At 55.0% G+C, this 21,224-nt stretch carries 22 protein-coding genes; 11 read left to right on the top strand and 11 right to left on the bottom strand.

The window, feature by feature from the left end; translation table 11 throughout:
- Nucleotides 1–11 precede the first annotated feature (11 nt).
- Complete coding sequence (gene cyoE / locus AL479_RS15070) at nt 12–902, top strand: heme o synthase (protein WP_081093670.1); 891 nt, start codon at nt 12–14, stop codon at nt 900–902.
- Nucleotides 903–1,123: 221 nt separating this feature from the next.
- Nucleotides 1,124–2,488: an MFS transporter gene (locus AL479_RS15065; protein ID WP_061076637.1), complete on the top strand. Its 1,365-nt coding sequence runs from the start codon at nt 1,124–1,126 to the stop codon at nt 2,486–2,488.
- 36 nt (nt 2,489–2,524) lie between these two features.
- On the opposite strand, the gene AL479_RS15060 is transcribed toward AL479_RS15065, so the two are convergent.
- Nucleotides 2,525–3,016, bottom strand: coding sequence for a YajQ family cyclic di-GMP-binding protein (locus AL479_RS15060; RefSeq protein WP_061076636.1), 492 nt, complete (start codon nt 3,014–3,016; stop codon nt 2,525–2,527).
- 113 nt (nt 3,017–3,129) lie between these two features.
- On the opposite strand from AL479_RS15060, the gene panE reads away from it, so the two are divergent.
- A complete protein-coding gene (panE, locus tag AL479_RS15055; protein ID WP_061076635.1) occupies nt 3,130–4,041 on the top strand; it encodes a 2-dehydropantoate 2-reductase in 912 nt (303 codons plus the stop codon).
- Complete coding sequence (gene yajL, locus AL479_RS15050) at nt 4,004–4,594, top strand: protein deglycase YajL (RefSeq protein ID WP_061076634.1); 591 nt, start codon at nt 4,004–4,006, stop codon at nt 4,592–4,594. The genes panE and yajL overlap by 38 nt, the downstream gene beginning before the upstream one ends.
- A gap of 127 nt (nt 4,595–4,721) precedes the next feature.
- On the opposite strand, the gene AL479_RS15045 is transcribed toward yajL, so the two are convergent.
- The 3 genes from AL479_RS15045 to AL479_RS15035 are packed head-to-tail and all read right to left on the bottom strand — an operon-like array spanning nt 4,722 to nt 8,405.
- Entirely contained in the window at nt 4,722–5,510 is a 789-nt protein-coding gene (locus AL479_RS15045) for a dimethyl sulfoxide reductase anchor subunit family protein (protein ID WP_061076633.1), read from the bottom strand.
- A 10-nt stretch (nt 5,511–5,520) separates the two neighbouring features.
- The gene (locus tag AL479_RS15040) at nt 5,521–6,072 is read right to left on the bottom strand and encodes a 4Fe-4S dicluster domain-containing protein (RefSeq protein WP_061076632.1); all 552 of its coding nucleotides are present in this window, start codon (nt 6,070–6,072) and stop codon (nt 5,521–5,523) included.
- Entirely contained in the window at nt 6,072–8,405 is a 2,334-nt protein-coding gene (locus AL479_RS15035; RefSeq protein ID WP_061076631.1) for a molybdopterin-containing oxidoreductase family protein, read from the bottom strand. The genes AL479_RS15040 and AL479_RS15035 overlap by 1 nt, the downstream gene beginning before the upstream one ends.
- 170 nt (nt 8,406–8,575) lie before the next feature.
- Between AL479_RS15035 and AL479_RS15030 the strand changes: the two genes are divergently transcribed.
- A complete protein-coding gene (locus tag AL479_RS15030) occupies nt 8,576–9,271 on the top strand; it encodes an IclR family transcriptional regulator (RefSeq protein WP_061076630.1) in 696 nt (231 codons plus the stop codon).
- A gap of 36 nt (nt 9,272–9,307) precedes the next feature.
- Here the strand turns inward: AL479_RS15030 and thiI are convergent, their stop codons facing one another.
- Nucleotides 9,308–10,756, bottom strand: a complete 1,449-nt coding sequence (thiI, locus tag AL479_RS15025; protein WP_061076629.1) for a tRNA uracil 4-sulfurtransferase ThiI — start codon at nt 10,754–10,756, stop codon at nt 9,308–9,310.
- A gap of 320 nt (nt 10,757–11,076) precedes the next feature.
- Between thiI and xseB the strand changes: the two genes are divergently transcribed.
- Genes xseB through AL479_RS15005 form a run of 4 tightly spaced genes read left to right on the top strand, consistent with a single transcriptional unit; the run spans nt 11,077 to nt 15,140 of the window.
- Nucleotides 11,077–11,319 carry an exodeoxyribonuclease VII small subunit gene (gene xseB, locus AL479_RS15020; protein ID WP_042324547.1) on the top strand — a complete coding sequence of 81 codons (243 nt, stop codon included), beginning with the start codon at nt 11,077–11,079 and terminating at the stop codon, nt 11,317–11,319.
- The gene (gene ispA, locus AL479_RS15015) at nt 11,320–12,219 is read left to right on the top strand and encodes a (2E,6E)-farnesyl diphosphate synthase (RefSeq protein ID WP_043001594.1); all 900 of its coding nucleotides are present in this window, start codon (nt 11,320–11,322) and stop codon (nt 12,217–12,219) included.
- Nucleotides 12,220–12,246: 27 nt separating this feature from the next.
- Entirely contained in the window at nt 12,247–14,109 is a 1,863-nt protein-coding gene (dxs, locus tag AL479_RS15010) for a 1-deoxy-D-xylulose-5-phosphate synthase (RefSeq protein WP_061076628.1), read from the top strand.
- Between the two features lie 56 nt (nt 14,110–14,165).
- Nucleotides 14,166–15,140, top strand: a complete 975-nt coding sequence (locus tag AL479_RS15005; RefSeq protein WP_061076627.1) for an aldo/keto reductase — start codon at nt 14,166–14,168, stop codon at nt 15,138–15,140.
- A gap of 84 nt (nt 15,141–15,224) precedes the next feature.
- On the opposite strand, the gene pgpA is transcribed toward AL479_RS15005, so the two are convergent.
- The 6 genes from pgpA to nrdR all read right to left on the bottom strand — a co-directional run bounded on the left by pgpA (nt 15,225) and on the right by nrdR (nt 19,334).
- Nucleotides 15,225–15,740, bottom strand: a complete 516-nt coding sequence (gene pgpA, locus AL479_RS15000) for a phosphatidylglycerophosphatase A (protein WP_061076626.1) — start codon at nt 15,738–15,740, stop codon at nt 15,225–15,227.
- Nucleotides 15,718–16,695, bottom strand: coding sequence for a thiamine-phosphate kinase (gene thiL, locus AL479_RS14995; RefSeq protein WP_061076625.1), 978 nt, complete (start codon nt 16,693–16,695; stop codon nt 15,718–15,720). Before thiL ends, pgpA begins: the two co-directional genes overlap by 23 nt.
- A gap of 77 nt (nt 16,696–16,772) precedes the next feature.
- Complete coding sequence (gene nusB, locus AL479_RS14990) at nt 16,773–17,192, bottom strand: transcription antitermination factor NusB (protein WP_042285962.1); 420 nt, start codon at nt 17,190–17,192, stop codon at nt 16,773–16,775.
- A gap of 19 nt (nt 17,193–17,211) precedes the next feature.
- Nucleotides 17,212–17,682 (bottom strand): 6,7-dimethyl-8-ribityllumazine synthase, encoded by a 471-nt coding sequence (gene ribE / locus AL479_RS14985; RefSeq protein ID WP_001021161.1) that lies wholly within the window; start codon nt 17,680–17,682, stop codon nt 17,212–17,214.
- A 95-nt stretch (nt 17,683–17,777) separates the two neighbouring features.
- The gene (gene ribD / locus AL479_RS14980) at nt 17,778–18,881 is read right to left on the bottom strand and encodes a bifunctional diaminohydroxyphosphoribosylaminopyrimidine deaminase/5-amino-6-(5-phosphoribosylamino)uracil reductase RibD (RefSeq protein WP_061076624.1); all 1,104 of its coding nucleotides are present in this window, start codon (nt 18,879–18,881) and stop codon (nt 17,778–17,780) included.
- Between the two features lie 3 nt (nt 18,882–18,884).
- The gene (gene nrdR / locus AL479_RS14975) at nt 18,885–19,334 is read right to left on the bottom strand and encodes a transcriptional regulator NrdR (protein WP_042324561.1); all 450 of its coding nucleotides are present in this window, start codon (nt 19,332–19,334) and stop codon (nt 18,885–18,887) included.
- Between the two features lie 152 nt (nt 19,335–19,486).
- Between nrdR and AL479_RS14970 the strand changes: the two genes are divergently transcribed.
- Complete coding sequence (locus tag AL479_RS14970) at nt 19,487–20,026, top strand: DUF3251 domain-containing protein (RefSeq protein ID WP_061076623.1); 540 nt, start codon at nt 19,487–19,489, stop codon at nt 20,024–20,026.
- Between the two features lie 298 nt (nt 20,027–20,324).
- Entirely contained in the window at nt 20,325–21,209 is an 885-nt protein-coding gene (locus AL479_RS14965) for a nucleoside-specific channel-forming protein Tsx (protein ID WP_061076622.1), read from the top strand.
- Nucleotides 21,210–21,224 lie beyond the last annotated feature (15 nt).

Genomic DNA, 21,224 nt, shown 5'->3' with positions numbered 1-21,224 from the left:
GAGCGGCGGTTATGATGTTTAAGCAATACCTGCAAGTAACGAAACCAGGCATCATCTTTGGCAACCTGATCTCGGTGATCGGGGGATTCCTGCTGGCCTCCAAGGGCAGCATTGACTATCCCTTGTTCATCTACACGTTGGTCGGAGTGTCACTGGTTGTGGCGTCGGGTTGTGTATTTAACAACTACATCGACAGGGATATCGACAGAAAGATGGAAAGGACCAAGAATCGGGTGCTGGTAAGAGGCCTGATCTCTCCTAAAGTCTCGCTGGCGTACGCCACCCTGCTGGGTATTGCTGGCTTCATGCTGCTGTGGTTTGGCGCGAACCCTCTGGCCTGCTGGCTGGGTGTGATGGGCTTTGTGGTTTATGTGGGCGTTTACAGCCTGTATATGAAACGCCACTCGGTCTACGGCACGCTGATCGGCTCTCTCTCCGGCGCGGCGCCGCCGGTGATCGGCTACTGCGCGGTAACCGGTGAGTTCGACAGCGGCGCGCTGATTCTGCTGGCGATTTTTAGCCTGTGGCAGATGCCGCACTCTTATGCCATCGCGATTTTCCGCTTTAAGGATTATCAGGCGGCTAACATCCCGGTTCTGCCGGTGGTGAAAGGCATCTCTGTCGCCAAAAACCACATCACGCTGTATATCATCGCGTTTGCCATCGCGACGCTGATGCTCTCTCTGGGCGGCTACGCCGGATATAAATATCTGGTGGTTGCGGCAGCGGTGAGCGTCTGGTGGTTAGGCATGGCGCTGCGCGGTTACAAAGTGGAAGATGACCGAGTCTGGGCGCGCAAGCTGTTCGGTTTCTCCATCATCGCCATTACCGCGCTCTCCGTGATGATGTCGGTCGACTTTATGGTGCCGGATTCACACAATCTGCTGACTTACGTCTGGTAAGTTAATCGTCATATCTTCTATGCCGGATGGCGGCTGACGCCTTATCCGGCCTACAAAAAAGCACATTGCTTGTAGGCCGGATAAGAGATGTTAGTCTCGTCATCCGGCATTTTCGTCTCTAGCCGACGCCACTCACAACCCCAACATTTGTTAATAAAGCGCATATTTACCCCGCCTGCTTAGCGCTTTACACTAGGCGCGAAATTAAGACAGAGGTGGGAATGAACGATTATAAAATGACGCCGGGTGAGTTGCGCGCCACCTGGGGTTTAGGGACCGTATTTTCTCTGCGCATGCTTGGCATGTTTATGGTCCTGCCGGTTCTGACCACATACGGCATGGCGCTACAGGGAGCCAGCCAGGCGTTAATTGGCCTCGCCATCGGCATCTATGGTCTGGCGCAGGCTATTTTTCAGATCCCTTTTGGACTGCTCTCCGACCGTATCGGTCGTAAGCCGCTGATTGTCGGCGGGCTCGCTGTGTTTATCCTCGGCAGCATCATTGCCGCGCTGTCGGACTCCATCTGGGGCATTATTCTTGGCCGCGCGTTACAGGGTTCGGGGGCGATCGCCGCCGCGGTGATGGCGCTACTGTCAGACTTAACCCGTGAACAAAACCGCACAAAGGCAATGGCGTTTATTGGCGTGAGCTTTGGCATCACCTTCGCAATCGCCATGGTGCTTGGGCCAATCATTACCCACGCCCTGGGGCTCAACGCCCTCTTCTGGATGATCGCCATCCTGGCAACGCTTGGCATCATCCTGACGCTGTGGGTGGTGCCAGACAGTGACAACCACGTGCTCAATCGCGAATCGGGGATGGTGAAAGGCAGCTTCAGCAAAGTGCTGGCCGAACCGAAACTGCTGAAGCTTAACTTCGGCATCATGTGTCTGCACATTCTGCTGATGTCCACCTTCGTTGCCCTGCCCGGCCAGTTAGCTGATGCCGGACTACCCGCAGCGGAACACTGGAAAGTGTATCTGGTGACGATGCTGATTTCGTTTGGCTCGGTCGTCCCGTTTATTATATACGCCGAAGTGAAGCGGCGGATGAAACGGGTGTTCCTGTTCTGCGTAGCGCTGATTGTGATTGCCGAGGTTGTTCTCTGGGGCGCGGGCAGCCATTTCTGGGAACTGATTATCGGTGTGCAACTGTTCTTCCTCGCCTTCAATCTGATGGAAGCCCTCCTTCCCTCACTGATCAGTAAAGAGTCTCCGGCAGGCTATAAAGGCACGGCGATGGGCGTGTATTCCACCAGCCAGTTCCTCGGCGTCGCCCTGGGCGGTTCACTGGGCGGTTGGGTCGACGGGATGTTTGACGGACAGACGGTTTTCCTTGCCGGGGCGTTTTTAGCCGTTGTCTGGCTCGCCGTCGCCAGCACCATGAAAGAGCCGCCGTATGTCAGCAGCCTGCGGGTAGTCATTCCACCGGAGATTGCAGCCGATGACGTGCTGAAGCAGCGTTTACTGGCAACAGAAGGTGTCAGTGAAGTTTTGATTGCCCAGCAGGAACATTCCGCCTATGTGAAGATCGACAGCAAAGTGACCAACCGCTTTGAGGTTGAGCAGGCCATCAGCCGGGCGTAAAAGTGAAAACGGTCCGGAAAGCCGGACCGTTGAAGATTAATCGCGGAAGTTTTTAAACTGGAACGGCTGTCCCAAATCGCCGCCACGCACCAGCGCCATCACGGACTGGAGGTCATCACGGGATTTCCCGGTCACGCGAATCTCTTCACCCTGAATCTGCGCTTGCACCTTCAGCTTGCTGTCTTTAATCAGCTTAACGATCTTCTTCTGCACGGCGCTCTCGATGCCCTGCTTCAGCTTTGCTTCCACAAACCAGGTCTTCCCACTGTGGACGAACTCGTCCGGCACGTCGAGGGATGTCCCTTCAATGCCACGCTTGAGCAGCTTGGCACGCAGAATGTCCAGCAACTGGTTAACCTGGAAATCGGATTCGCTCAGTACCTTGATGGTTTTATTGGCATCATTGAGCTCAATGGTCGCTTCAACGCCGCGAAAATCAAAACGTGACTCAACTTCACGAATGGCGTTATCCACGCCGTTACGTGCTTCCTGAAGATCAACTTCAGACACAATATCGAAAGATGGCATCTTTTCCTCTCCCTTCATTTTTGATGCGAAGCATAATACCTGCAAAGTGACCCAACAGACAGCGCTATACTATGTTAGCAAACACCTGGTGCTGTTGCGGGTGAGGAGGAAGAATGAAAATTACCGTACTGGGATGCGGAGCCTTAGGACAGTTATGGCTTTCTGCGCTGTGCAAACAGGGACATGACGTACAAGGTTGGCTGCGCGTTCCGCAGCCCTATTGCAGCGTGAATGTGATTGAGACGGACGGGTCGATATTTAACGAATCCCTGACGGCAAACGATCCGGAGTTTTTAGCCACCAGCGATCTGCTGTTGGTCACGCTCAAAGCGTGGCAGGTCTCCGACGCGGTCAAAGCGCTGGCGTCGACACTGTCGGAAACGACACCCATTCTGTTGATCCATAACGGCATGGGAACGATTGAAGAATTGCACACTATCCGCCAACCCTTGCTGATGGGAACGACCACCCACGCCGCACGTCGCGATGGCAACGTCATTATCCATGTCGCGAACGGCACCACGCGTATCGGTCCGGCGCGCGAGCAGGATGGTGATTTCAGCTATCTCGCCGATTTGCTGCAATGCGTACTGCCTGACGTCGCCTGGCATAATAATATTCGCGCCGAGATGTGGCGCAAGCTGGCGGTGAACTGTGTGATCAACCCCCTGACCGCGCTGTGGAACTGCCCGAATGGCGAACTGCGCAACCATCCTGAAGAGGTCAACCTGATTTGCCAGGAAGTCGCGGCGGTTATTGAACGCGAAGGTCACCATACATCAGTCGACGATTTACGCTATTATGTCGAGCAAGTTATTGACAGTACGGCAGAAAACATCTCATCCATGTTGCAGGACATTCAGGCTCTGCGTCATACCGAGATTGACTACATTACCGGATATCTGCTGAAACGCGCCCGTGCGCATGGGATTGCGGTGCCGGAAAACAGCCGCCTGTTTGAGTTAGTAAAACGAAAGGAGAGTGAGTATGAGCGCATCGGCACTGGTATGCCTCGCCCCTGGTAGTGAAGAAACCGAAGCGGTTACCACTATCGACCTGCTGGTTCGTGGTGGAATCGACGTCACCACCGCGAGCGTCGCCAGCGACGGCAGTCTGACCATTGTCTGTTCACGCGGCGTAAAACTGCTGGCGGATGCGCCGCTGGTTGCCGTGGCCGATGGCGACTACGACATCATCGTTCTGCCGGGCGGCATTAAAGGCGCCGAGTGTTTTCGCGACAGTCCGTTACTGGTCGAAACCGTTAAGCAGTTTCACCGCTCCGGACGGATTGTCGCCGCCATTTGCGCGGCAGCCGCTACCGTACTCGTTCCACACGACATCTTCCCCATCGGCAACATGACGGGCTTTCCGGCGCTGAAAGACCGCATTCCGGCTGAACAATGGCAGGATAAACGCGTGGTCTGGGACCCGCGGGTGAAGTTGCTCACCAGCCAGGCCCCGGGGACCTCAATCGATTTTGGTTTAAAGATTATCGACCTGTTGGTTGGGCGCGAGAAAGCCCATGAAGTCGCGTCACAACTGGTGATGGCAGCAGGCATTTATAATTACTACGAGTAAGATGACGCAAGGCTTATCAGTCTCCAGGCCGGATAAGACGCTTTAGCGTCGCCATCCGGCATCATCGTTGTTTAATGCCTGATGGCGCTGCGCTTATCAGGCCTACAGGAAACCCCCGACCAATCATTCAAAACCAGGGAGCGGAACCCATCACATTACTGTAAAACAGCATTCTCCCGGCCAGTTCCCCCGTGATGATTAATGCCACCCATACCCAACTGCGCATCCCGCTGTTCAGACGTGATATCCCCCACACTGCGACACACACGCTGGCAAGCAACTGCCACCAGAGCAGAGGGCTGGACGCATCGGCACCCGGAACCTGATAGCGAAGGCCCAGTGCGCCTGCGCTCAGTACAATGCCAGCCACAATCCCCGCATTACAGACCGTAGAAGGTGAAAGATGCCAGTACGCTCGGGCAATGGCGACGCTCATAAACCCCGTCAGCAAGGCCGTTCCCAGGAACGCGGCAGGCGTCGCAACGTTGTGCCAGAGCGGGTGTAGCGGCATCTGGTAATAGACCTGCGAGGTCACCAGAATGGTGCCCAGCCCCACCAGCGCCGTCACGCCGCCCAGCAGCGTCACTCCGCGCGGCGCAGGCCTGAACCAGCACAGCAGTAGCCAGCAAAACATCACGCCATTGAGCACAATAAACGCGGCCACTTCCCGACTGAGCCAGGAGCTCTCCAGTCCAGTCAGGGAGCGGTAAGCGCCTTCAGGCGCTCCCAGATGCGCCAGCGATGCACAGGATCCCAGCACGGTAATGATCCAGAACCGAAGCGCCAGCGTACGACACTGCATTGCGCTGAATTTCTGTGCGCTGAAAGACTGGCATAGCGTCAGCGCCAGTACTCCACCAATACCCCACTGAGCGAAGACGGTGAAGAAGACCAATGGCAATTCATAATGTTCCATGTTGTTCTCCTTAATCCCGCGGCGGAATAATGACAATGTTAGGCTGGCTAATCGTGTGATCGGGCAGGTTGTAGCGTTTTTCCAGCACCGCCCATTGCGTCGTATGCTCTTTACGCAGCTCAGCGATCTCACCAAAACGTAATACGCCTGCCGGACAGGATTCTACGCAGCGCGGCTGCAATCCTTCATCGAGACGCTCAGCACACAAATTGCACTTACTGGTTTTCCCTTCGGCGGGATCGTACACCGGCGCACTCCACGGGCAGGCCATGATGCACATCCGACAACCAATGCAGCGATCGTGATCCTGCACGACAATGCCGTCGGCACGTTTGCTGTACGTCCCCGCCGGGCAGACTTTCATGCACTGCGGGTCATCGCAGTGGTTGCACGACATGCTGATGAAGGCCTGCGTGTTGGGCTCATCCGTATGACGTTCGCGAACCCGACGCCAGAGTACGCCCATCGGCGTCATGTTTTCTGATTTGCAGGCCATGCTACAGGTTTTACAACCGTAGCAATTTTGCATATCAATAAGAAATCCATACTGTCTCATCGCCATTAAGCCTCCCTTCTCACATCAACAAGCGTACTGTTGCAACAGTGCCCATTCCCCAGCACTTCCACCTGATCGTTGGTCACATGGCTACTGCTTCCTCCCTGCTGCTCCCACCAGCCGTTATCCAGACTCACGACTCCGCGTTTGATATGGGTGGTCACGTCAGCAATCGCCCGATGCTGACCGCGATGATTGAACACCACGACCCACTCTCCAGGCTGAATCTTACGCTGCCGGGCATCTTCCGGGTGAATCATCACGTTCGGGCGGTTACGCTGAACCTCCAGGATCCACTCGTTCATCCCGTGGCTGGAGTGCACGCTGCGCGCCAATTTGCGCTGCACCGCCATTAGCGGATAGGTTTGAGCCAGTTCAGGCGAGCCTTTAACCGATTCTTTCACCTGCTTCCAGGTCACCACCGGCAGGAAATCCTTTTTCGCCCACTCCTCAATGTACAGATGCGCTTTGCCGGTCGAGGTGAGGAACTGGCCGTCTTTAAACGGGATCCAGTCTTCTTCAACGGGGCATACCGGCCCCTTTTTCAGCATGTCGCGGGTAATGCCCGAGCCTTTCAGGCAGGTATCGATATAGTGCTCAATGGGCTGGTTAAAAACCTCGCCAAAACCAAAGCGTTCGGCCAGTCGGGCAAAAATCCAGTAATCGGGTTTGGCTTCTCCCGGCGGCTCCACCGCCTTCTCCATCAGTTGCACATAGTGGCTGCGCACGCCCGCCATAAGACTGACATCCTCAAAAATGGTCGTGACGGGGAGCACCAGATCGGCATATAGCGCAGACGAACTCATCAGGTTGTCGGCTACCACCACAAACGGTACCTTTTTAAAGGCCTCTCTGACCTGGTTGGTATTGGGCAACTGGGTCATCGCACCCAGCGTCATATTCCACCAGAACTTAATCGCATGCGGTTTTTCGTTAACGACCCAGTCACCGATTTTGGGAATAGGAATGGCGGGAATTTTGGCCGCATTCGGCGCCGGAGGAACGATGGGCGAGAATTTTGCCATCTGTCTGACGCCACCCGCATCGCAGACCCCCGCCCCGGCTTTGCCAATATTGCCGGTGATCAACGCCAGATAGAACTGGCTGGCGGCAACGTAAGTACCAAACTCGGTTCTCTGTGCCCCCGACATGTTCTGCACAATCATCGCCGGTTGCGTTGCGGCGTAATCTCGCGCCAGACGGAGCACCGTCTGCGCGGGCACATCAGTCTCCTCCTCCACTTTCTGCGCTGTCCAGGGTTTTGCCTGCGCCCACACGTTATCCAGCACGGTGGTGAATTCACTGTTGGCAGGTAATTCCTCACTCAACAATGCAGGCATCACGCCGGGCGCATCATGGCGTTTCAGGGTCTGACTCTGTATATCAAACACCAGATAGCTGTCCGCGTCCTTTGGATCGGCACGCATCAGTTGCTGCTGCGGATCCACCAGATAAACCGCACCGGTATGCGCGCGCAGGAAATCCGCGTCATAGCGTTTTTCCTGCATGATGATGTTAATCATCCCTAATGCCAGGGCGATATCCGTACCCGGCACGATTGGTACCCACTCGTCGGCTTTCGCCGCCGTTTCGTTAAATCGCGGGTCGATCACCACCAACCGTGCGCCGTTTCTCTGCGCCTGTGAGTAGTTTTTGAAATAGGCATGCATGGTGACCGCCGGGTTATTCCCCCAGCACAAAATGTAGCGGCTGTCTGCAATGGTGTCGCGGGTATCGGCATAACGCAGGCCAACCATCGGCATCATCGCCGCGGTGACCGCCGCGCAACAGAGCGAACCGGCGGTTTTGGTACTGCCACCTAGATAGTCGAAAAAGGCTTTGGCCATATCGTTCTTGATGGAGTCCATGTTCCCGGAAGCGGCAGTGAGCAATAAGCCTTTATTGCCCTCAGTGGCGATGGTCTCCCGGATGTTCTTTTCAATGAGATCCAGCGCGACGTCCCAGGTTATCGGTTTAAATTTCCCCTCGCCTTTTTCTCCTGTTCGCAACAATGGTTGCGTCAGCCGTAATGGGTGATAAACCCATTTGGTGCGGCTAATTCCCCGTAAACAGCACTTCACATTGAAGCCTTTCGTCGCTTCAATTTTCATTAACCGGTCTTTCCAGACGTACGCCGTCAGGTTGCAGTGCAAACACTCCATCGCGCAGGTCGAGCGGAACGTCTGGTAATCCGATTGCTTAAGACGAAATCGGGGTAAAGGCGCACCGTTAGCCTGACGCAGCGTCAGAAACGTCGGCGCTAATGAGGATAACCCCACCACACCGAACCCTTTTAACAGGGTTCTTCTTTTTAAGCGGATATTGCTCAATGCGTCCATGTTCTTGCCCCTAAAAAAGTTCATTATTAGTTAACCAAGGTTCACCAGTGATTAACCTGACGCAAGTCAATATCTAACCATTTAGGAGTAGTGAGCTTTTTAAATTGCGAAGACAGTACTGATTTCAGCCGCGATGATATACTCGCGAAGAATCAAAAAAGAGAACGCATATGGCTGAAACATCGCAAGGGGTCAATTCGGTTGATATCGCCGTCAACATTCTGGCGTTCGTTGCCAGTCAAAACGGCCAGACGCGGGCCATCGATATCGCTACGGGATGCAACCTGTCGAAAAGTCGTTTACACAAGTATCTGGTCTCACTCTGTCGAACCGGTATGCTGGGGCAAAACGAAAAAGGACTTTATTGCCTGGGATCGACCCTTCTTCAGATGGCGGGGAATCCAGCGGCTGCACGCGATCCGGTGAGTGAACTTAATACGGCGCTGATCGCGTTTCGCGATACCTTTAACCACTCTACCGGCGTGGTGGTTGAGACGGACGGCGGATTAGTGTTGAAGCACTACAATCGCAGCTTCCGTAATGTGGATATCGATTTTCTGCCCAACACGCCCGTTCCGCTTCACGCCAGTTCAGCGGGTCAGGTATTCATGAGTTATTCCGCCTGGCAGCCGCAAGACCAGGCGCAGGCACAACTGATTGAGCAGATACGCTCTCGGGGCTACGCGGTGCGTCACAATCCGACACAGGGGATCCCTGGCGCACAGTCGATTGCCTGTCCGCTATGCAATAAAAAGGGAGAGCTGGTGGCGATTGCCGTGACGATGGGGTTCTTCAGTACAGACGACATGCCGCAGATTGCCGGACAGTTAGTAAGTAGCGTCGAAGCGCTTCATTTGCAGGAATAAGGTTCCCCCGGCGCGGATGGCCGGGGGAAATCGCGATTACGGGCGATACACTTTCACATTCTCAAAGCCCTGCTCACGCAGATACAGCGCCTGCAGACGGCTCATCACGCCGCGCTCACACCACAGCAGCCAGGTTTTATTCTGGTCGAGATCGCCGAACTGAGTGCTCAGCTTGTAGAACGGCAGCGAAACCACATCGACACCTTCTACCTTCAACGGCTTATCGTCCTGCTCGTCGATGGAGCGGATATCCAGAATCACGTCGTTCGGGCCAAAACCGCTGACGGTTTCAACTTCCACCACATCCTGCTGGGTCTGCTGCGCGATTTCACGAATATCGACATTGCTGGCTTCTTCAACCACTTTGTCGAGGATGCTGAAGTCAAAGTTCTGTTCTTCCGCTTCAATCTTCGCCTTGATGGCTTTCACCGTCGGACTTTTTGAAATCACGCCACAGTATTCCGGCATGGTGCGGGCAAAATCTTCCGTCCCAATCTGGCGCGCCAGATTGATGATGTGCTCTTTATCGTAAGCAATCAGCGGACGCAGAATCAGCGTATCGGAGACGTTATCAATCAGACGCAGGTTGGTCAGCGTCTGGCTGGAGACCTGTCCCAGCGCTTCGCCGGTGACCAGCGCCTGCACGCCATAGCGCTCTGCCACTTTCGACGCCGCGCGAACCATCATGCGTTTCAGTACCACGCCCATCTGGCCGTCATCCACTTTTTCGAGGATCTCGCCGACCACTGGTTCAAAGTTGATGGCGACAAAACGCACGCGATGTGAACTGCCGAAGCGGTTCCACAGATAGTGCGCCACCTGACGAACGCCAATTTCATGGGCCGCGCCGCCAAGGTTAAAGAAGCAATAGTGAACGCGGCAGCCGCGACGCATCAGCATATAGCTGGAAACGCCGGAGTCGAAGCCGCCGGAGATCAGCGACAGTACGTCTTCCTGCGTCCCGATCGGGAAACCGCCGATCCCTTCGTAGCGGCCTTTAATCAGCAGCAGACGATCGTCTTCCACTTCCAGATGGACAGTCACATCCGGGTTGGTCAGCTTCACGCGCGCCGATTCAATATGCTGATTTAAACCGCCGCCTACGTAACGTTCCACGTCAATAGAGCTAAACTCGTGTTTACCGCGACGTTTAACGCGCACGCAGAAGGTTTTGCCTTCCAGTTGATCGCGGTATTGCACCAGCGCCTTCTCGAAAATATCGTGCATGTCGGTAAACGGCACGTCTTCGACTTCGAGAATGTGGTGAATCCCCGGGATACGGGTCAGCGCGTCGCGGATCGCCAGACGCTGGTTTTCATCTTTCGCGCGAACTTCGATGTTATCCCAGTGACGGACAACGGCGAGGGTCTCATCATAGTGCTTTAAAACGTTACGAATGTTCCCGGTCAGCATTTTTATAAAGCGCAAACGCACAGATTGGCTTTTGATGGTGATTTCCGGGAACAATTTAATGATAAACTTCATGGCGGCAATGGTTCTTTAGCAAGCCAGTTACGGCTTGTAGTGGAGAAATAGTACAGCAACCCCGTTAAGGGCTGCATCCAGGCGCGGAAGTATACCACTATCACGCGATTCCTGTGCACATTGCGCGTTATACCCTCAATAATTCGAGTTGCAGGCGGGCGGCAAAGGAGCGCATCCCCTGGCGCTGACACAAGTAAGCGGCTGGAGTGAGCGAATGCAGCCAACGTACATGCAGCCTGAAGTATGATGGGTAAATTTGATAATTGCTCTGAGTCCGTTACCATATCAGGGCTGAAAATACTGAGAGTCAGACATTTATTATGGCGAAGAAAAATGAGGCGCCGGTCAGCTTTGAAACGTCGCTGAACGAGCTGGAGCAAATTGTAACGCGTCTGGAAAGTGGCGATCTGCCGCTGGAAGAGGCGCTGAACGAATTCGAACGTGGCGTGCAGCTGGCACGTCAGGGTCAGGTGAAGTTGCAACAGGCTGAACAGCGTGTGCAAATCCTGCTGTCTGACAATGAAGACGCATCCCCTACGCCTTTTACAGCGGATAACGAGTAAATGGATTTTTCGCAGCAGCTTCAGGCCTGCGTCGAGCAGGCTAATCAGGCGCTGAGCCGTTTTATTGCCCCACTGCCCTTTCAGAACACTCCCGTGGTCGAAACCATGCAGTATGGCGCATTATTAGGCGGTAAACGTCTGCGTCCGTTTCTGGTGTATGCCACCGGTCAGATGTTTGGTATCAGCCTGAACACGCTGGATGCCCCGGCAGCCGCCGTTGAGTGCATTCATGCTTATTCGCTGATCCATGACGATCTGCCGGCAATGGACGATGACGATCTGCGGCGTGGCCTGCCGACCTGCCACGTCAAGTTTGGCGAGGCCAATGCGATTCTGGCGGGTGATGCCCTGCAAACGCTGGCGTTCTCGATTATCAGCGACGCCCCGATGCCGGAAGTTGCTGACCGCGATCGGATCGCGATGATTTCCGAGCTGGCGAGCGCCAGTGGAATCGCCGGAATGTGCGGCGGTCAGGCGCTGGATCTTGACGCCGAAGGTAAACAGGTGCCGCTGGAGGCGCTGGAGAAAATCCATCGTCATAAGACGGGCGCTTTGATTCGCGCCGCGGTTCGCCTGGGGGCGTTAAGCGCCGGAGAAAAAGGCAGAAATGCGCTGCCAATACTCGACAAATACGCAGAAAGTATCGGCCTGGCATTCCAGGTTCAGGATGACATTCTGGATGTGGTGGGCGATACTGCAACGTTGGGTAAACGTCAGGGCGCCGACCAGCAGCTTGGCAAAAGTACCTATCCTGCACTTCTGGGCCTTGAGCAAGCCCGGAACAAAGCCCGGGATTTAATCGCAGAGGCTCGCCAGTCGCTAAACCAACTGGCCGCACAGTCACTCGATACCTCGGCACTGGAAGCGCTAGCGGACTACATAATCCAGCGTAATAAATGAACACACTGTCTTACTTAAAGGCCTCTGATGAGTTTTGATATCGCCAAATACCCTACCCTGGCACTGGTCGACTCCACCCAGGAGTTGCGACTGCTACCAAAAGAGAGTCTGCCGAAACTCTGCGACGAACTGCGCCGCTATTTACTCGACAGCGTCAGTCGTTCCAGCGGACACTTCGCCTCCGGGCTGGGCACGGTCGAGCTGACCGTGGCGCTACACTATGTCTATAACACCCCGTTTGACCAGCTCATCTGGGACGTGGGTCATCAGGCTTATCCACACAAAATTCTGACCGGTCGTCGCGATAAAATTGGCACTATCCGCCAGAAAGGCGGCCTGCATCCGTTCCCGTGGCGTGGCGAAAGCGAATATGACGTCCTGAGCGTGGGTCACTCCTCTACCTCTATCAGCGCCGGTATCGGCGTGGCGGTTGCTGCGGAAAAAGAGGGCAAAGATCGCCGTACCGTCTGCGTGATTGGCGACGGGGCGATTACTGCCGGAATGGCATTCGAGGCGATGAACCATGCGGGCGATATCAAACCCGACATGCTGGTCATCCTCAACGACAACGAAATGTCGATTTCCGAGAACGTCGGCGCGCTAAACAATCACCTCGCGCAGTTGCTCTCCGGTAAGCTTTACTCTTCCCTGCGCGAAGGCGGAAAAAAAGTCTTCTCTGGCGTACCGCCGATTAAAGAACTGCTCAAACGCACCGAAGAACATATCAAAGGCATGGTCGTACCTGGCACGCTGTTTGAAGAGCTGGGCTTTAACTACATCGGCCCGGTCGATGGTCACGATGTACTGGGACTTATCACCACGCTGAAAAACATGCGCGACCTGAAAGGCCCGCAGTTCCTGCATATCATGACCAAAAAAGGCCGGGGTTATGAACCGGCGGAAAAAGACCCGATCACCTTCCATGCGGTGCCGAAATTCGATCCGTCCAGCGGTTGTCTGCCGAAAAGCAGCGGCGGTCTGCCGAGCTATTCGAAAATCTTCGGCGACTGGCTGTGCGAAACGGCGGCTAAAGACAGCAAGCTGATGGCGATCACTCCGGCCATGCGCGAAGGATCCGGCATGGTCGAATTCTCGCGTAAATTCCCGGACCGCTACTTTGACGTGGCGATTGCCGAGCAGCACGCGGTGACCTTCGCCGCCGGACTGGCGATTGGCGGTTACAAGCCGGTGGTGGCCATTTACTCCACCTTCCTGCAACGCGCCTACGATCAGGTGCTGCACGACGTGGCAATTCAAAAGCTGCCGGTCATGTTTGCGATTGATCGTGCGGGGATCGTCGGGGCCGACGGGCAAACTCACCAGGGGGCGTTCGATCTCTCCTATCTGCGCTGCATCCCGGAGATGGTCATCATGACCCCGAGCGATGAGAACGAATGCCGCCAGATGCTGTTTACCGGTTATCATTACAGCGATGGCCCCACGGCGGTGCGCTATCCACGCGGAAATGCCGTCGGCGTTGAGCTGACGCCGCTGGAGAAACTGCCGATCGGAAAAGGCGTGGTGAAGCGTCACGGCGAAAAGCTGGCGATCCTCAACTTCGGTACCTTAATGCCGGAAGCGGCAAAAGTCGCGGAATCCCTCAACGCCACGCTGGTCGACATGCGCTTTGTGAAACCGCTGGATGAAGCCCTGATCCTCGAAATGGCGGCGCGTCATGAAGTACTGGTGACGCTGGAAGAAAACGCCATTATGGGCGGGGCCGGTAGCGGCGTGAACGAAGTGCTGATGGCGCATCGCAAACCGGTTCCGGTGCTTAACATCGGCCTGCCGGACTTCTTCATTCCGCAAGGTACACAGGATGAAGCCCGCGCCGAGTTGGGTCTGGATGCCGCAGGCATTGAGGCCAAAATCAAGGCCTGGTTGGCATAATCCCCCCTTCGCTCCTGCTATGCTTAACCCATAACGAGCATAACAGGAGCGAAATAATGCAATACAACATCTTAGGAAAAACGGACCTTCGGGTTTCCCGCCTTTGTCTGGGCTGCATGACGTTCGGCGAGCCGAATCGCGGAAACCACGCCTGGACGCTTCCCGAAGAGAGCAGTCGCCCTATCATCCAACGCGCCCTTGAGGGCGGTATTAACTTTTTCGATACCTCGAACAACTACTCAGCCGGCAGCAGCGAAGAGATCGTCGGTCGCGCTCTGCGCGATTTCGCTCGTCGTGATGAGGTGGTGGTCGCCACCAAAGTGTTTAATCGGGTGGATGACCTGCCGGAAGGATTATCCCGCGCGCAAATCCTGCGTTCTATCGATGACAGCCTGAGACGGCTGGGGATGGACTACGTCGATATCCTGCAAATTCACCGCTGGGATTACAACACGCCGATTGAAGAGACGCTGGAAGCGTTAAACGATGTGGTCAAGGCCGGTAAAGCACGTTATATCGGCGCGTCGTCAATGCATGCGTCGCAGTTTGCCCAGGCGCTGGCGCTGCAAAAACAGCACGGTTGGGCGCAGTTTGTCAGCATGCAAGACCACTATAACCTCATCTACCGCGAGGAAGAGCGCGAAATGCTGCCGCTGTGCTACCAGGAAGGTGTGGCGGTTATTCCGTGGAGCCCGCTGGCCAGAGGGCGTCTGACGCGTCCGTGGGGAGAAACCACAGCACGCCTGGTTTCTGACGAAGTGGGGAAAAAGCTGTATAGCGAAAGCGACGAAAATGATGCGCAGATTGCCGCACGGCTGGCCGGTGTGAGCGAAGAACTTGGCGCGACGCGCGCCCAGGTGGCGCTGGCGTGGCTGTTAAGCAAACCCGGGATTGCCGCGCCAATTATCGGCTCATCACGGGAGGAACAGCTCGATGAGTTGCTGAATGCCGTGGATCTCACGCTGAAACCCGAGCACATCGCCGAACTGGAAACGCCGTATAAACCGCATCCTGTGGCCGGATATAAATAAGGAAATGTGCCCGATGGCGCTTCGCTTATCGGGCCTGCACACACGATCCCAGGCCCGATAAGGCGGTTACGCCGGCATCACCATTCAAATAATGCCAATCGGCCAGTGATGGCCGATGAAATAGAGGATCCCGGCGGAAATCACTCCGGCGACAATATCGTCCACCATGATCCCCATTCCGCCATGCACGTTGCGATCGAACCAACGGATCGGCCACGGCTTCCACATATCGAGAATACGGAAAATCACAAACCCGGCGGCGACCCACTGCCAGTCATGGGTCGGCAACGCCATTAGCGTGATCCACATTCCGATGAATTCATCCCAGACGATGCTGCCGTGATCGTGCACGCCCATGTCTTTTGCCGTCTGGTGGCAAAGATAGACGCCGATACAAATCCCCAGCATCACCACCAGCGAATAGAGCTGCCACGGCAGAAAGGTCATCAGATACCAGAAGGGAATTGCCGCCAGCGATCCCATCGTACCCGGAACAACCGGACTGAGGCCGCTACCAAACCCGGTAGCCAGTAAGTGCCACGGGTTAAGCAGATTCAGGCGGCTTTTGGCGACATCTTTATGGCGTGGCAAAATGGTCATATCCTTTCCAGTCAAAAGTGACAGGCGTTCCGTCACGCATGAAATGAATCCCTTCCACATCGGCGCTCATCTGCCCAATGCAGGTAAAGGCAACGCCAAGCTGGCCCATAGCCACCTCCAGTGCACCGCGGTTCAGTTCCGGTACCGTAAAGCATAACTCATAGTCTTCACCGCCAGACAGCGCCCAGCGCAGCGCCTGTTCAGGTTCGACGTGACGCGTCATCGCGTCTGACCAGGGTAGCGCATTGAGATCGACTCGCGCACCGCAGGCACTGGCCTTCACAATATGCCCAAGATCGGAAATCAGGCCGTCAGAGAGATCAATCGCCGCGCTGGCCAGATCGCGCAGCGCCTGACCCTGCAAAATACGCGGCGTCGGACGCAGGTGGCGCTTGAGCAGGTACTCACGATCGGCAGCATCGACAACCTGCAAGCGGTTCTGCAAAATCGCCAGACCCGCAGCGCTATCGCCCGGCGTACCGGTCACGTAAATCCAGTCGCCCGGTTTCGCCCCGGCGCGTTTCAGGGCGCGCCCGGCAGGAACAAAGCCGTGGATACCCAACGTCATCGACAGCGGACCCCGCGTGGTGTCGCCGCCAATCAGTTGCATACCATAGTAATTCAGACATTCAAACAGACTGTCGCTGAAGGCTTCCAGCCAGGGTTCGTCCACCTCAGGCAGGGTGATCGCCAGCGTCAGCCACGCCGGATCGGCCCCCATCGCCGCCAGATCGCTTAAGTTCACCGCCAGCGCTTTGTACGCCAGATCGGCAGGATCAATGTCGGTCAGGAAGTGGTTGCCCGCCACCAGCGTATCGGTGCTGATCGCCAGCGTCTGTTTATCGGGGATGTTCAGAAGTGCACAGTCGTCGCCAATACCGGTTTCGACGTCAAGACGAGAGCTTCTGACACGGTCAAAATAACGGGCAATCAGGGAAAATTCGCCGCATGCCATACGTTATGCCTCAGCAGAAAAAATGAAAAAGCCGCCAGGAGAGAGGAATCGTTTCCACTTCACTGACGGCCTGGAGATTACTTTTTGTTGGGGCGAATCGCAGGCGCTGCTTTATCCAGAACGCCATTGACGAACTTGTGGCTGTCTTCCGCACCGAACGTTTTCGCCAGTTCGATCGCTTCGTTAATGGCCACTTTGTATGGCACATCACTGCGTTTAGACAGCTCGAACAGCGCAATACGCAGTACGGCTTTTTCCACCTGACCCAGCTCTTCCAGCAGACGAGACAGGTAAGGCTTCATCAGGCCATCCAGGTACGCGCTGTTAGTCGCCACCCCGGACAGCAGTTCACGGAAGTACATGACGTCAACATCTTTCACGTCCTGTTCTGCCAGGAACTGGTATTCAACATCAGCGATGTCGTTCTGGGACAACTGCCAGGAGTAGAGCGCCTGAACGGCACACTCACGAGCGCGGCGACGAGCAGCAGGTTTCACGGATTTCCCCTTACAAAAATCAGGCCTTGATGGCTTTCAATACATTAATCATTTCAAGCGCGGTCAGTGCAGCTTCCGCGCCTTTGTTGCCAGCTTTGGTGCCAGCACGTTCGATAGCTTGTTCAATGCTTTCGGTGGTCAGGACGCCAAAGGCGACCGGAATTTCGCTGTCCTGAGCGACATGCGCCAGGCCGTTGCTTGCACCGCCAGCGACATATTCGAAGTGAGCTGTGCCGCCACGAATAACCGTACCCAGCGCAATCACCGCGTCATATTTACCGGTTTTCGCCAGCGCGCCCGCTGCCAGCGGCAGTTCGTAGGCACCTGGAACCCAGACAACGGTAATGTTTTCATCTTTGACCTGACCAATGCGTTTCAGGGCGTCAATCGCACCTTCCAGCAGGCTGTCGTTGATAAAGTTGTTGAAACGCGCAATGGTGATGGCGACGCGAGCGTCCGGAGTAGCAACGTTAGCTTCAATAATGTTCATATTCTTCCTTCGGGTTCGATATGGCCCCGTAAGGGGGGCGGATTTTATCATAATATTCTGTGCGCTGCTTCCTATAATTCGAAAATTCGAAAGCCTCACGCAGGGGTTAAATGCAGGCAAACGTCCGGGCCCACCTGGCGTATCTCATTGAATTTGAAATGGGGGGCGTCAGCCAGTTTCTCAAGCCCTGGCAACACACATAATCCCCTGGCATCACTGCCTAACAGTTTAGGCGCAAGATAGACGATAAGCTCATCAACCACACCGGCCTGCAAGAGTGCACCGGCGAGCGTCGGCCCAGCTTCCACCCACAGACTGTTAATCTGTTGTTTTCCCAGCAGCATCATCAGCACCACCAGATCCAGATGACCGTTATGCTCCGGCACCCTGATCGTGCGAACCGAATCAGGCCAGACGCGCGCGTCTTCTTTCGTGCGCGCAATCCAGGTTTCCCCTGGCTGCTGTACCAGACGATGCTCCGGCGTCACGCGGTTCTGACTGTCTATCACAATTCGCACCGGCTGGCGCACGGCATCCTGCGGATAAACCGCCTGTGTCGCCTCACCCAGCTCTGACCAGCGCACGGTGAGCTGCGGGTCGTCCGCCAGCACCGTCGCGCTGCTGGTTAAAATGGCGTGGCTTTGCGCGCGCAGACGCTGAACATCACGTCGCGCCTCTGGTGAGGTAATCCACTGGCTTTCACCGTTGGCCATCGCCGTACGGCCGTCCAGCGAAGCGCCGAGTTTCAGTTGCACATACGGAAACCCGGTGCGCATTCGTTTGAGGAAACCTTTATTTAACGCTTCGACTTCGCTCATCATCAGCCCGTGGCTGACGTCGATACCCGCCTGTTGCAGACGATATAACCCGCGTCCCGCCACTTGCGGATTGGGATCCTGCATCGCCGCCACCACGCGAGAAACGCCAGCGGCAATCAGCGCATCGCAGCACGGCGGCGTACGGCCATGATGGCTGCAGGGTTCAAGCGTGACATACGCGGTGGCGCCTTTGGCCTTATCGCCCGCCATACGCAGGGCGTGCACTTCCGCATGCGGTTCGCCGGCGCGATGATGGTAGCCTTCGCCGACAATCTCGCCATCGTTGACGATCACGCAGCCGACATTAGGGTTGGGATGGGTGGTAAACCGCCCGCGCTGCGCCAGCTTCAGCGCTCGCGCCATGTATAACTCATCCTGCATGGCTTAATCCTGTAGGCGAGCGATCTCTTCGCCAAATTCTTTAATATCTTCGAAGCTGCGGTAAACCGAGGCAAAGCGGATGTAGGCGACTTTATCGAGTTTTTTCAATTGTTCCATCACCAGATTGCCAATCATCTTACTGGGGACTTCACGCTCACCGGTGGCGCGCAACTGCGACTTAATGTGATTCAACGCCATTTCGACGTCATCGGAACTCACCGGACGCTTTTCCAGCGCACGCTGCATTCCACTGCGCAGCTTTTCTTCATTAAACGGTTCGCGCACGTCGTTGCTTTTCACAACACGCGGCATCACAAGCTCTGCCACTTCAAAAGTGGTGAAACGTTCATTACAAACCAGACACTGCCGACGGCGGCGTACGGAAGAGCCCTCGCCCACAAGACGAGAGTCAATTACCTTAGTGTCTACGGCGAAACAGAATGGGCAATGCATACGGCGTCCTGACCAGGTGGTTAACAGAAATCTATTTTAACCTGAACTGACGTGACAACAAAGGCGCAACGCTTTTGAGACAATGGATCGATGTCTTTACGCCTTTTACGATCTACCATTAACTTATCGCGACAATTCAGGAAATAAGAGTGATGACAAGACGTTACCTAAGAATTCTCCTGGTGGGAAGTCTCTTTAGTCTGAGCGCCTGCGCACAACAAAGCGAAGTGCGCCAGATGCATCAGAGCGTTTCGACGCTCAATAAAGAGATGAATCAGCTTAATCAGGAAACCGTGAAGATTACCCAGCAGAACAGTCTGAACGTCAAATCAACCCGCGGCGTTTATCTGCTGCCGGGCTCCAATACCCCGGCACGTCTGAACAGTCAGGTTGGCACACTGCGCATGTCGCTTATCAACATTGCGCCAAACGCGGCCGGCACCCGGGTGACGCTGCGTATTCAGGGGGAGTCCAACGATCCGCTGCCAGCGTTTAGCGGCACCGTTGAATATGGGCAAATTCAGGGAACAACTGACAATTATCAGGAAGTAAATGTGCAGAATCAGTTGATCACGGCCCCGGCGAGCGTGCTGGCGCCCAGTGATGTGGACATCCCGCTGCAACTGAATAACCTGACGCCCGATCAATTAGGATTTGTGCGTATCCACGACATCCAGCCTGTTACGCAATAAACCTCCTTGCGGAACGTTTTGTGCGTTCCGCAACATCTCCTGTTCCCTTTTGTTATTCCTCTTACATACACGCCCTTTTTAGTAAACGTTGGCAACATTCATGGAATGCCAGTACAATCCTCGCGCTAAAATACGCAAACGTGAAAGCAATCGATTACGTAAATGATAGAACTGTGAAACAAGACATATTTTTGTGAGCAATGATTTCTATAATAGGCTCGCAGAAACACGAAATATTCAGAAACGCTATTTGCGCCTTTTTCACTCCCGTCAGGGATTTCAAACAGTGGCATACAATATGAAAAAAACATTACTTGCAGCCGGTGCCGTGCTCGCGCTCTCCTCGTCATTCACCGTTAACGCTGCGGAAAATGATAAACCGCAGTATCTTTCAGACTGGTGGCACCAGAGCGTCAACGTCGTCGGTAGCTATCACACACGTTTCGGACCGCAGCTCCGTAACGATACCTACCTGGAATATGAAGCTTTCGCGAAGAAAGACTGGTTCGACTTCTATGGCTACATGGATGCGCCGGTTTTCTTCGGTGGTAACACCGACGCGAAAGGGATCTGGAACCACGGTTCTCCGCTGTTTATGGAAATCGAACCGCGTTTCTCCATCGACAAACTGACCGGCACTGACCTGAGCTTTGGTCCGTTTAAAGAGTGGTATTTCGCCAATAACTACATCTACGACATGGGTCGTAACAAAGATGGCCGTCAGAGCACCTGGTACATGGGTCTGGGTACCGATATTGATACTGGCCTGCCGATGAGCCTGTCCCTGAACGTGTATGCCAAGTATCAGTGGCAGAACTACGGCGCCGCTAACGAAAACGAGTGGGACGGCTACCGTTTCAAAGTGAAATACTTTGTCCCGATTACCGAACTGTGGGGCGGTAACCTGAGCTACATCGGTTTCACCAACTTTGACTGGGGTTCCGATCTGGGCGACAACGATTTCTCCGATCTGAACGGCAACAAAGCGCGTACCAACGACTCTATCGCCTCCAGCCATATTCTGGCGCTGAACTACGACCACTGGCACTACTCGGTCGTAGCGCGTTACTGGCATAACGGGGGTCAGTGGAACGACGACGCTGAGCTGAACTTCGGTAAAGGTAACTTCAACGTGAAATCTACCGGCTGGGGTGGCTACCTGGTTGTCGGTTACAACTTCTGATAACGTCCCTTTCCT

Origin of the sequence: Citrobacter amalonaticus, assembly GCF_001559075.2 — a bacterium.
Taxonomy (GTDB): domain Bacteria; phylum Pseudomonadota; class Gammaproteobacteria; order Enterobacterales; family Enterobacteriaceae; genus Citrobacter_A; species Citrobacter_A amalonaticus_F.
Note: the sequence above shows the minus strand (reverse complement) of the source record. Positions and strands in the feature narration are given on the sequence as shown.

What these genes read in the sequence shown, in the direction of transcription:
- AL479_RS15005 (WP_061076627.1), top strand. Translation starts at nt 14,166, where the DNA reads ATGCAATACAACATCTTAGGAAAAACGGACCTTCGGGTTTCCCGCCTT.
- pgpA (WP_061076626.1), bottom strand. Translation starts at nt 15,740, where the DNA reads ATGACCATTTTGCCACGCCATAAAGATGTCGCCAAAAGCCGCCTGAAT.
- cyoE (WP_081093670.1), top strand. Translation starts at nt 12, where the DNA reads ATGATGTTTAAGCAATACCTGCAAGTAACGAAACCAGGCATCATCTTT.
- AL479_RS15065 (WP_061076637.1), top strand. Translation starts at nt 1,124, where the DNA reads ATGAACGATTATAAAATGACGCCGGGTGAGTTGCGCGCCACCTGGGGT.
- yajL (WP_061076634.1), top strand. Translation starts at nt 4,004, where the DNA reads ATGAGCGCATCGGCACTGGTATGCCTCGCCCCTGGTAGTGAAGAAACC.
- ribD (WP_061076624.1), bottom strand. Translation starts at nt 18,881, where the DNA reads ATGCAGGATGAGTTATACATGGCGCGAGCGCTGAAGCTGGCGCAGCGC.
- AL479_RS15060 (WP_061076636.1), bottom strand. Translation starts at nt 3,016, where the DNA reads ATGCCATCTTTCGATATTGTGTCTGAAGTTGATCTTCAGGAAGCACGT.
- xseB (WP_042324547.1), top strand. Translation starts at nt 11,077, where the DNA reads ATGGCGAAGAAAAATGAGGCGCCGGTCAGCTTTGAAACGTCGCTGAAC.
- dxs (WP_061076628.1), top strand. Translation starts at nt 12,247, where the DNA reads ATGAGTTTTGATATCGCCAAATACCCTACCCTGGCACTGGTCGACTCC.
- AL479_RS14970 (WP_061076623.1), top strand. Translation starts at nt 19,487, where the DNA reads ATGACAAGACGTTACCTAAGAATTCTCCTGGTGGGAAGTCTCTTTAGT.
- nrdR (WP_042324561.1), bottom strand. Translation starts at nt 19,334, where the DNA reads ATGCATTGCCCATTCTGTTTCGCCGTAGACACTAAGGTAATTGACTCT.
- AL479_RS15030 (WP_061076630.1), top strand. Translation starts at nt 8,576, where the DNA reads ATGGCTGAAACATCGCAAGGGGTCAATTCGGTTGATATCGCCGTCAAC.
- AL479_RS15035 (WP_061076631.1), bottom strand. Translation starts at nt 8,405, where the DNA reads ATGGACGCATTGAGCAATATCCGCTTAAAAAGAAGAACCCTGTTAAAA.
- panE (WP_061076635.1), top strand. Translation starts at nt 3,130, where the DNA reads ATGAAAATTACCGTACTGGGATGCGGAGCCTTAGGACAGTTATGGCTT.
- AL479_RS14965 (WP_061076622.1), top strand. Translation starts at nt 20,325, where the DNA reads ATGAAAAAAACATTACTTGCAGCCGGTGCCGTGCTCGCGCTCTCCTCG.
- thiI (WP_061076629.1), bottom strand. Translation starts at nt 10,756, where the DNA reads ATGAAGTTTATCATTAAATTGTTCCCGGAAATCACCATCAAAAGCCAA.
- ribE (WP_001021161.1), bottom strand. Translation starts at nt 17,682, where the DNA reads ATGAACATTATTGAAGCTAACGTTGCTACTCCGGACGCTCGCGTCGCC.
- AL479_RS15045 (WP_061076633.1), bottom strand. Translation starts at nt 5,510, where the DNA reads ATGGAACATTATGAATTGCCATTGGTCTTCTTCACCGTCTTCGCTCAG.
- thiL (WP_061076625.1), bottom strand. Translation starts at nt 16,695, where the DNA reads ATGGCATGCGGCGAATTTTCCCTGATTGCCCGTTATTTTGACCGTGTC.
- ispA (WP_043001594.1), top strand. Translation starts at nt 11,320, where the DNA reads ATGGATTTTTCGCAGCAGCTTCAGGCCTGCGTCGAGCAGGCTAATCAG.
- AL479_RS15040 (WP_061076632.1), bottom strand. Translation starts at nt 6,072, where the DNA reads ATGGCGATGAGACAGTATGGATTTCTTATTGATATGCAAAATTGCTAC.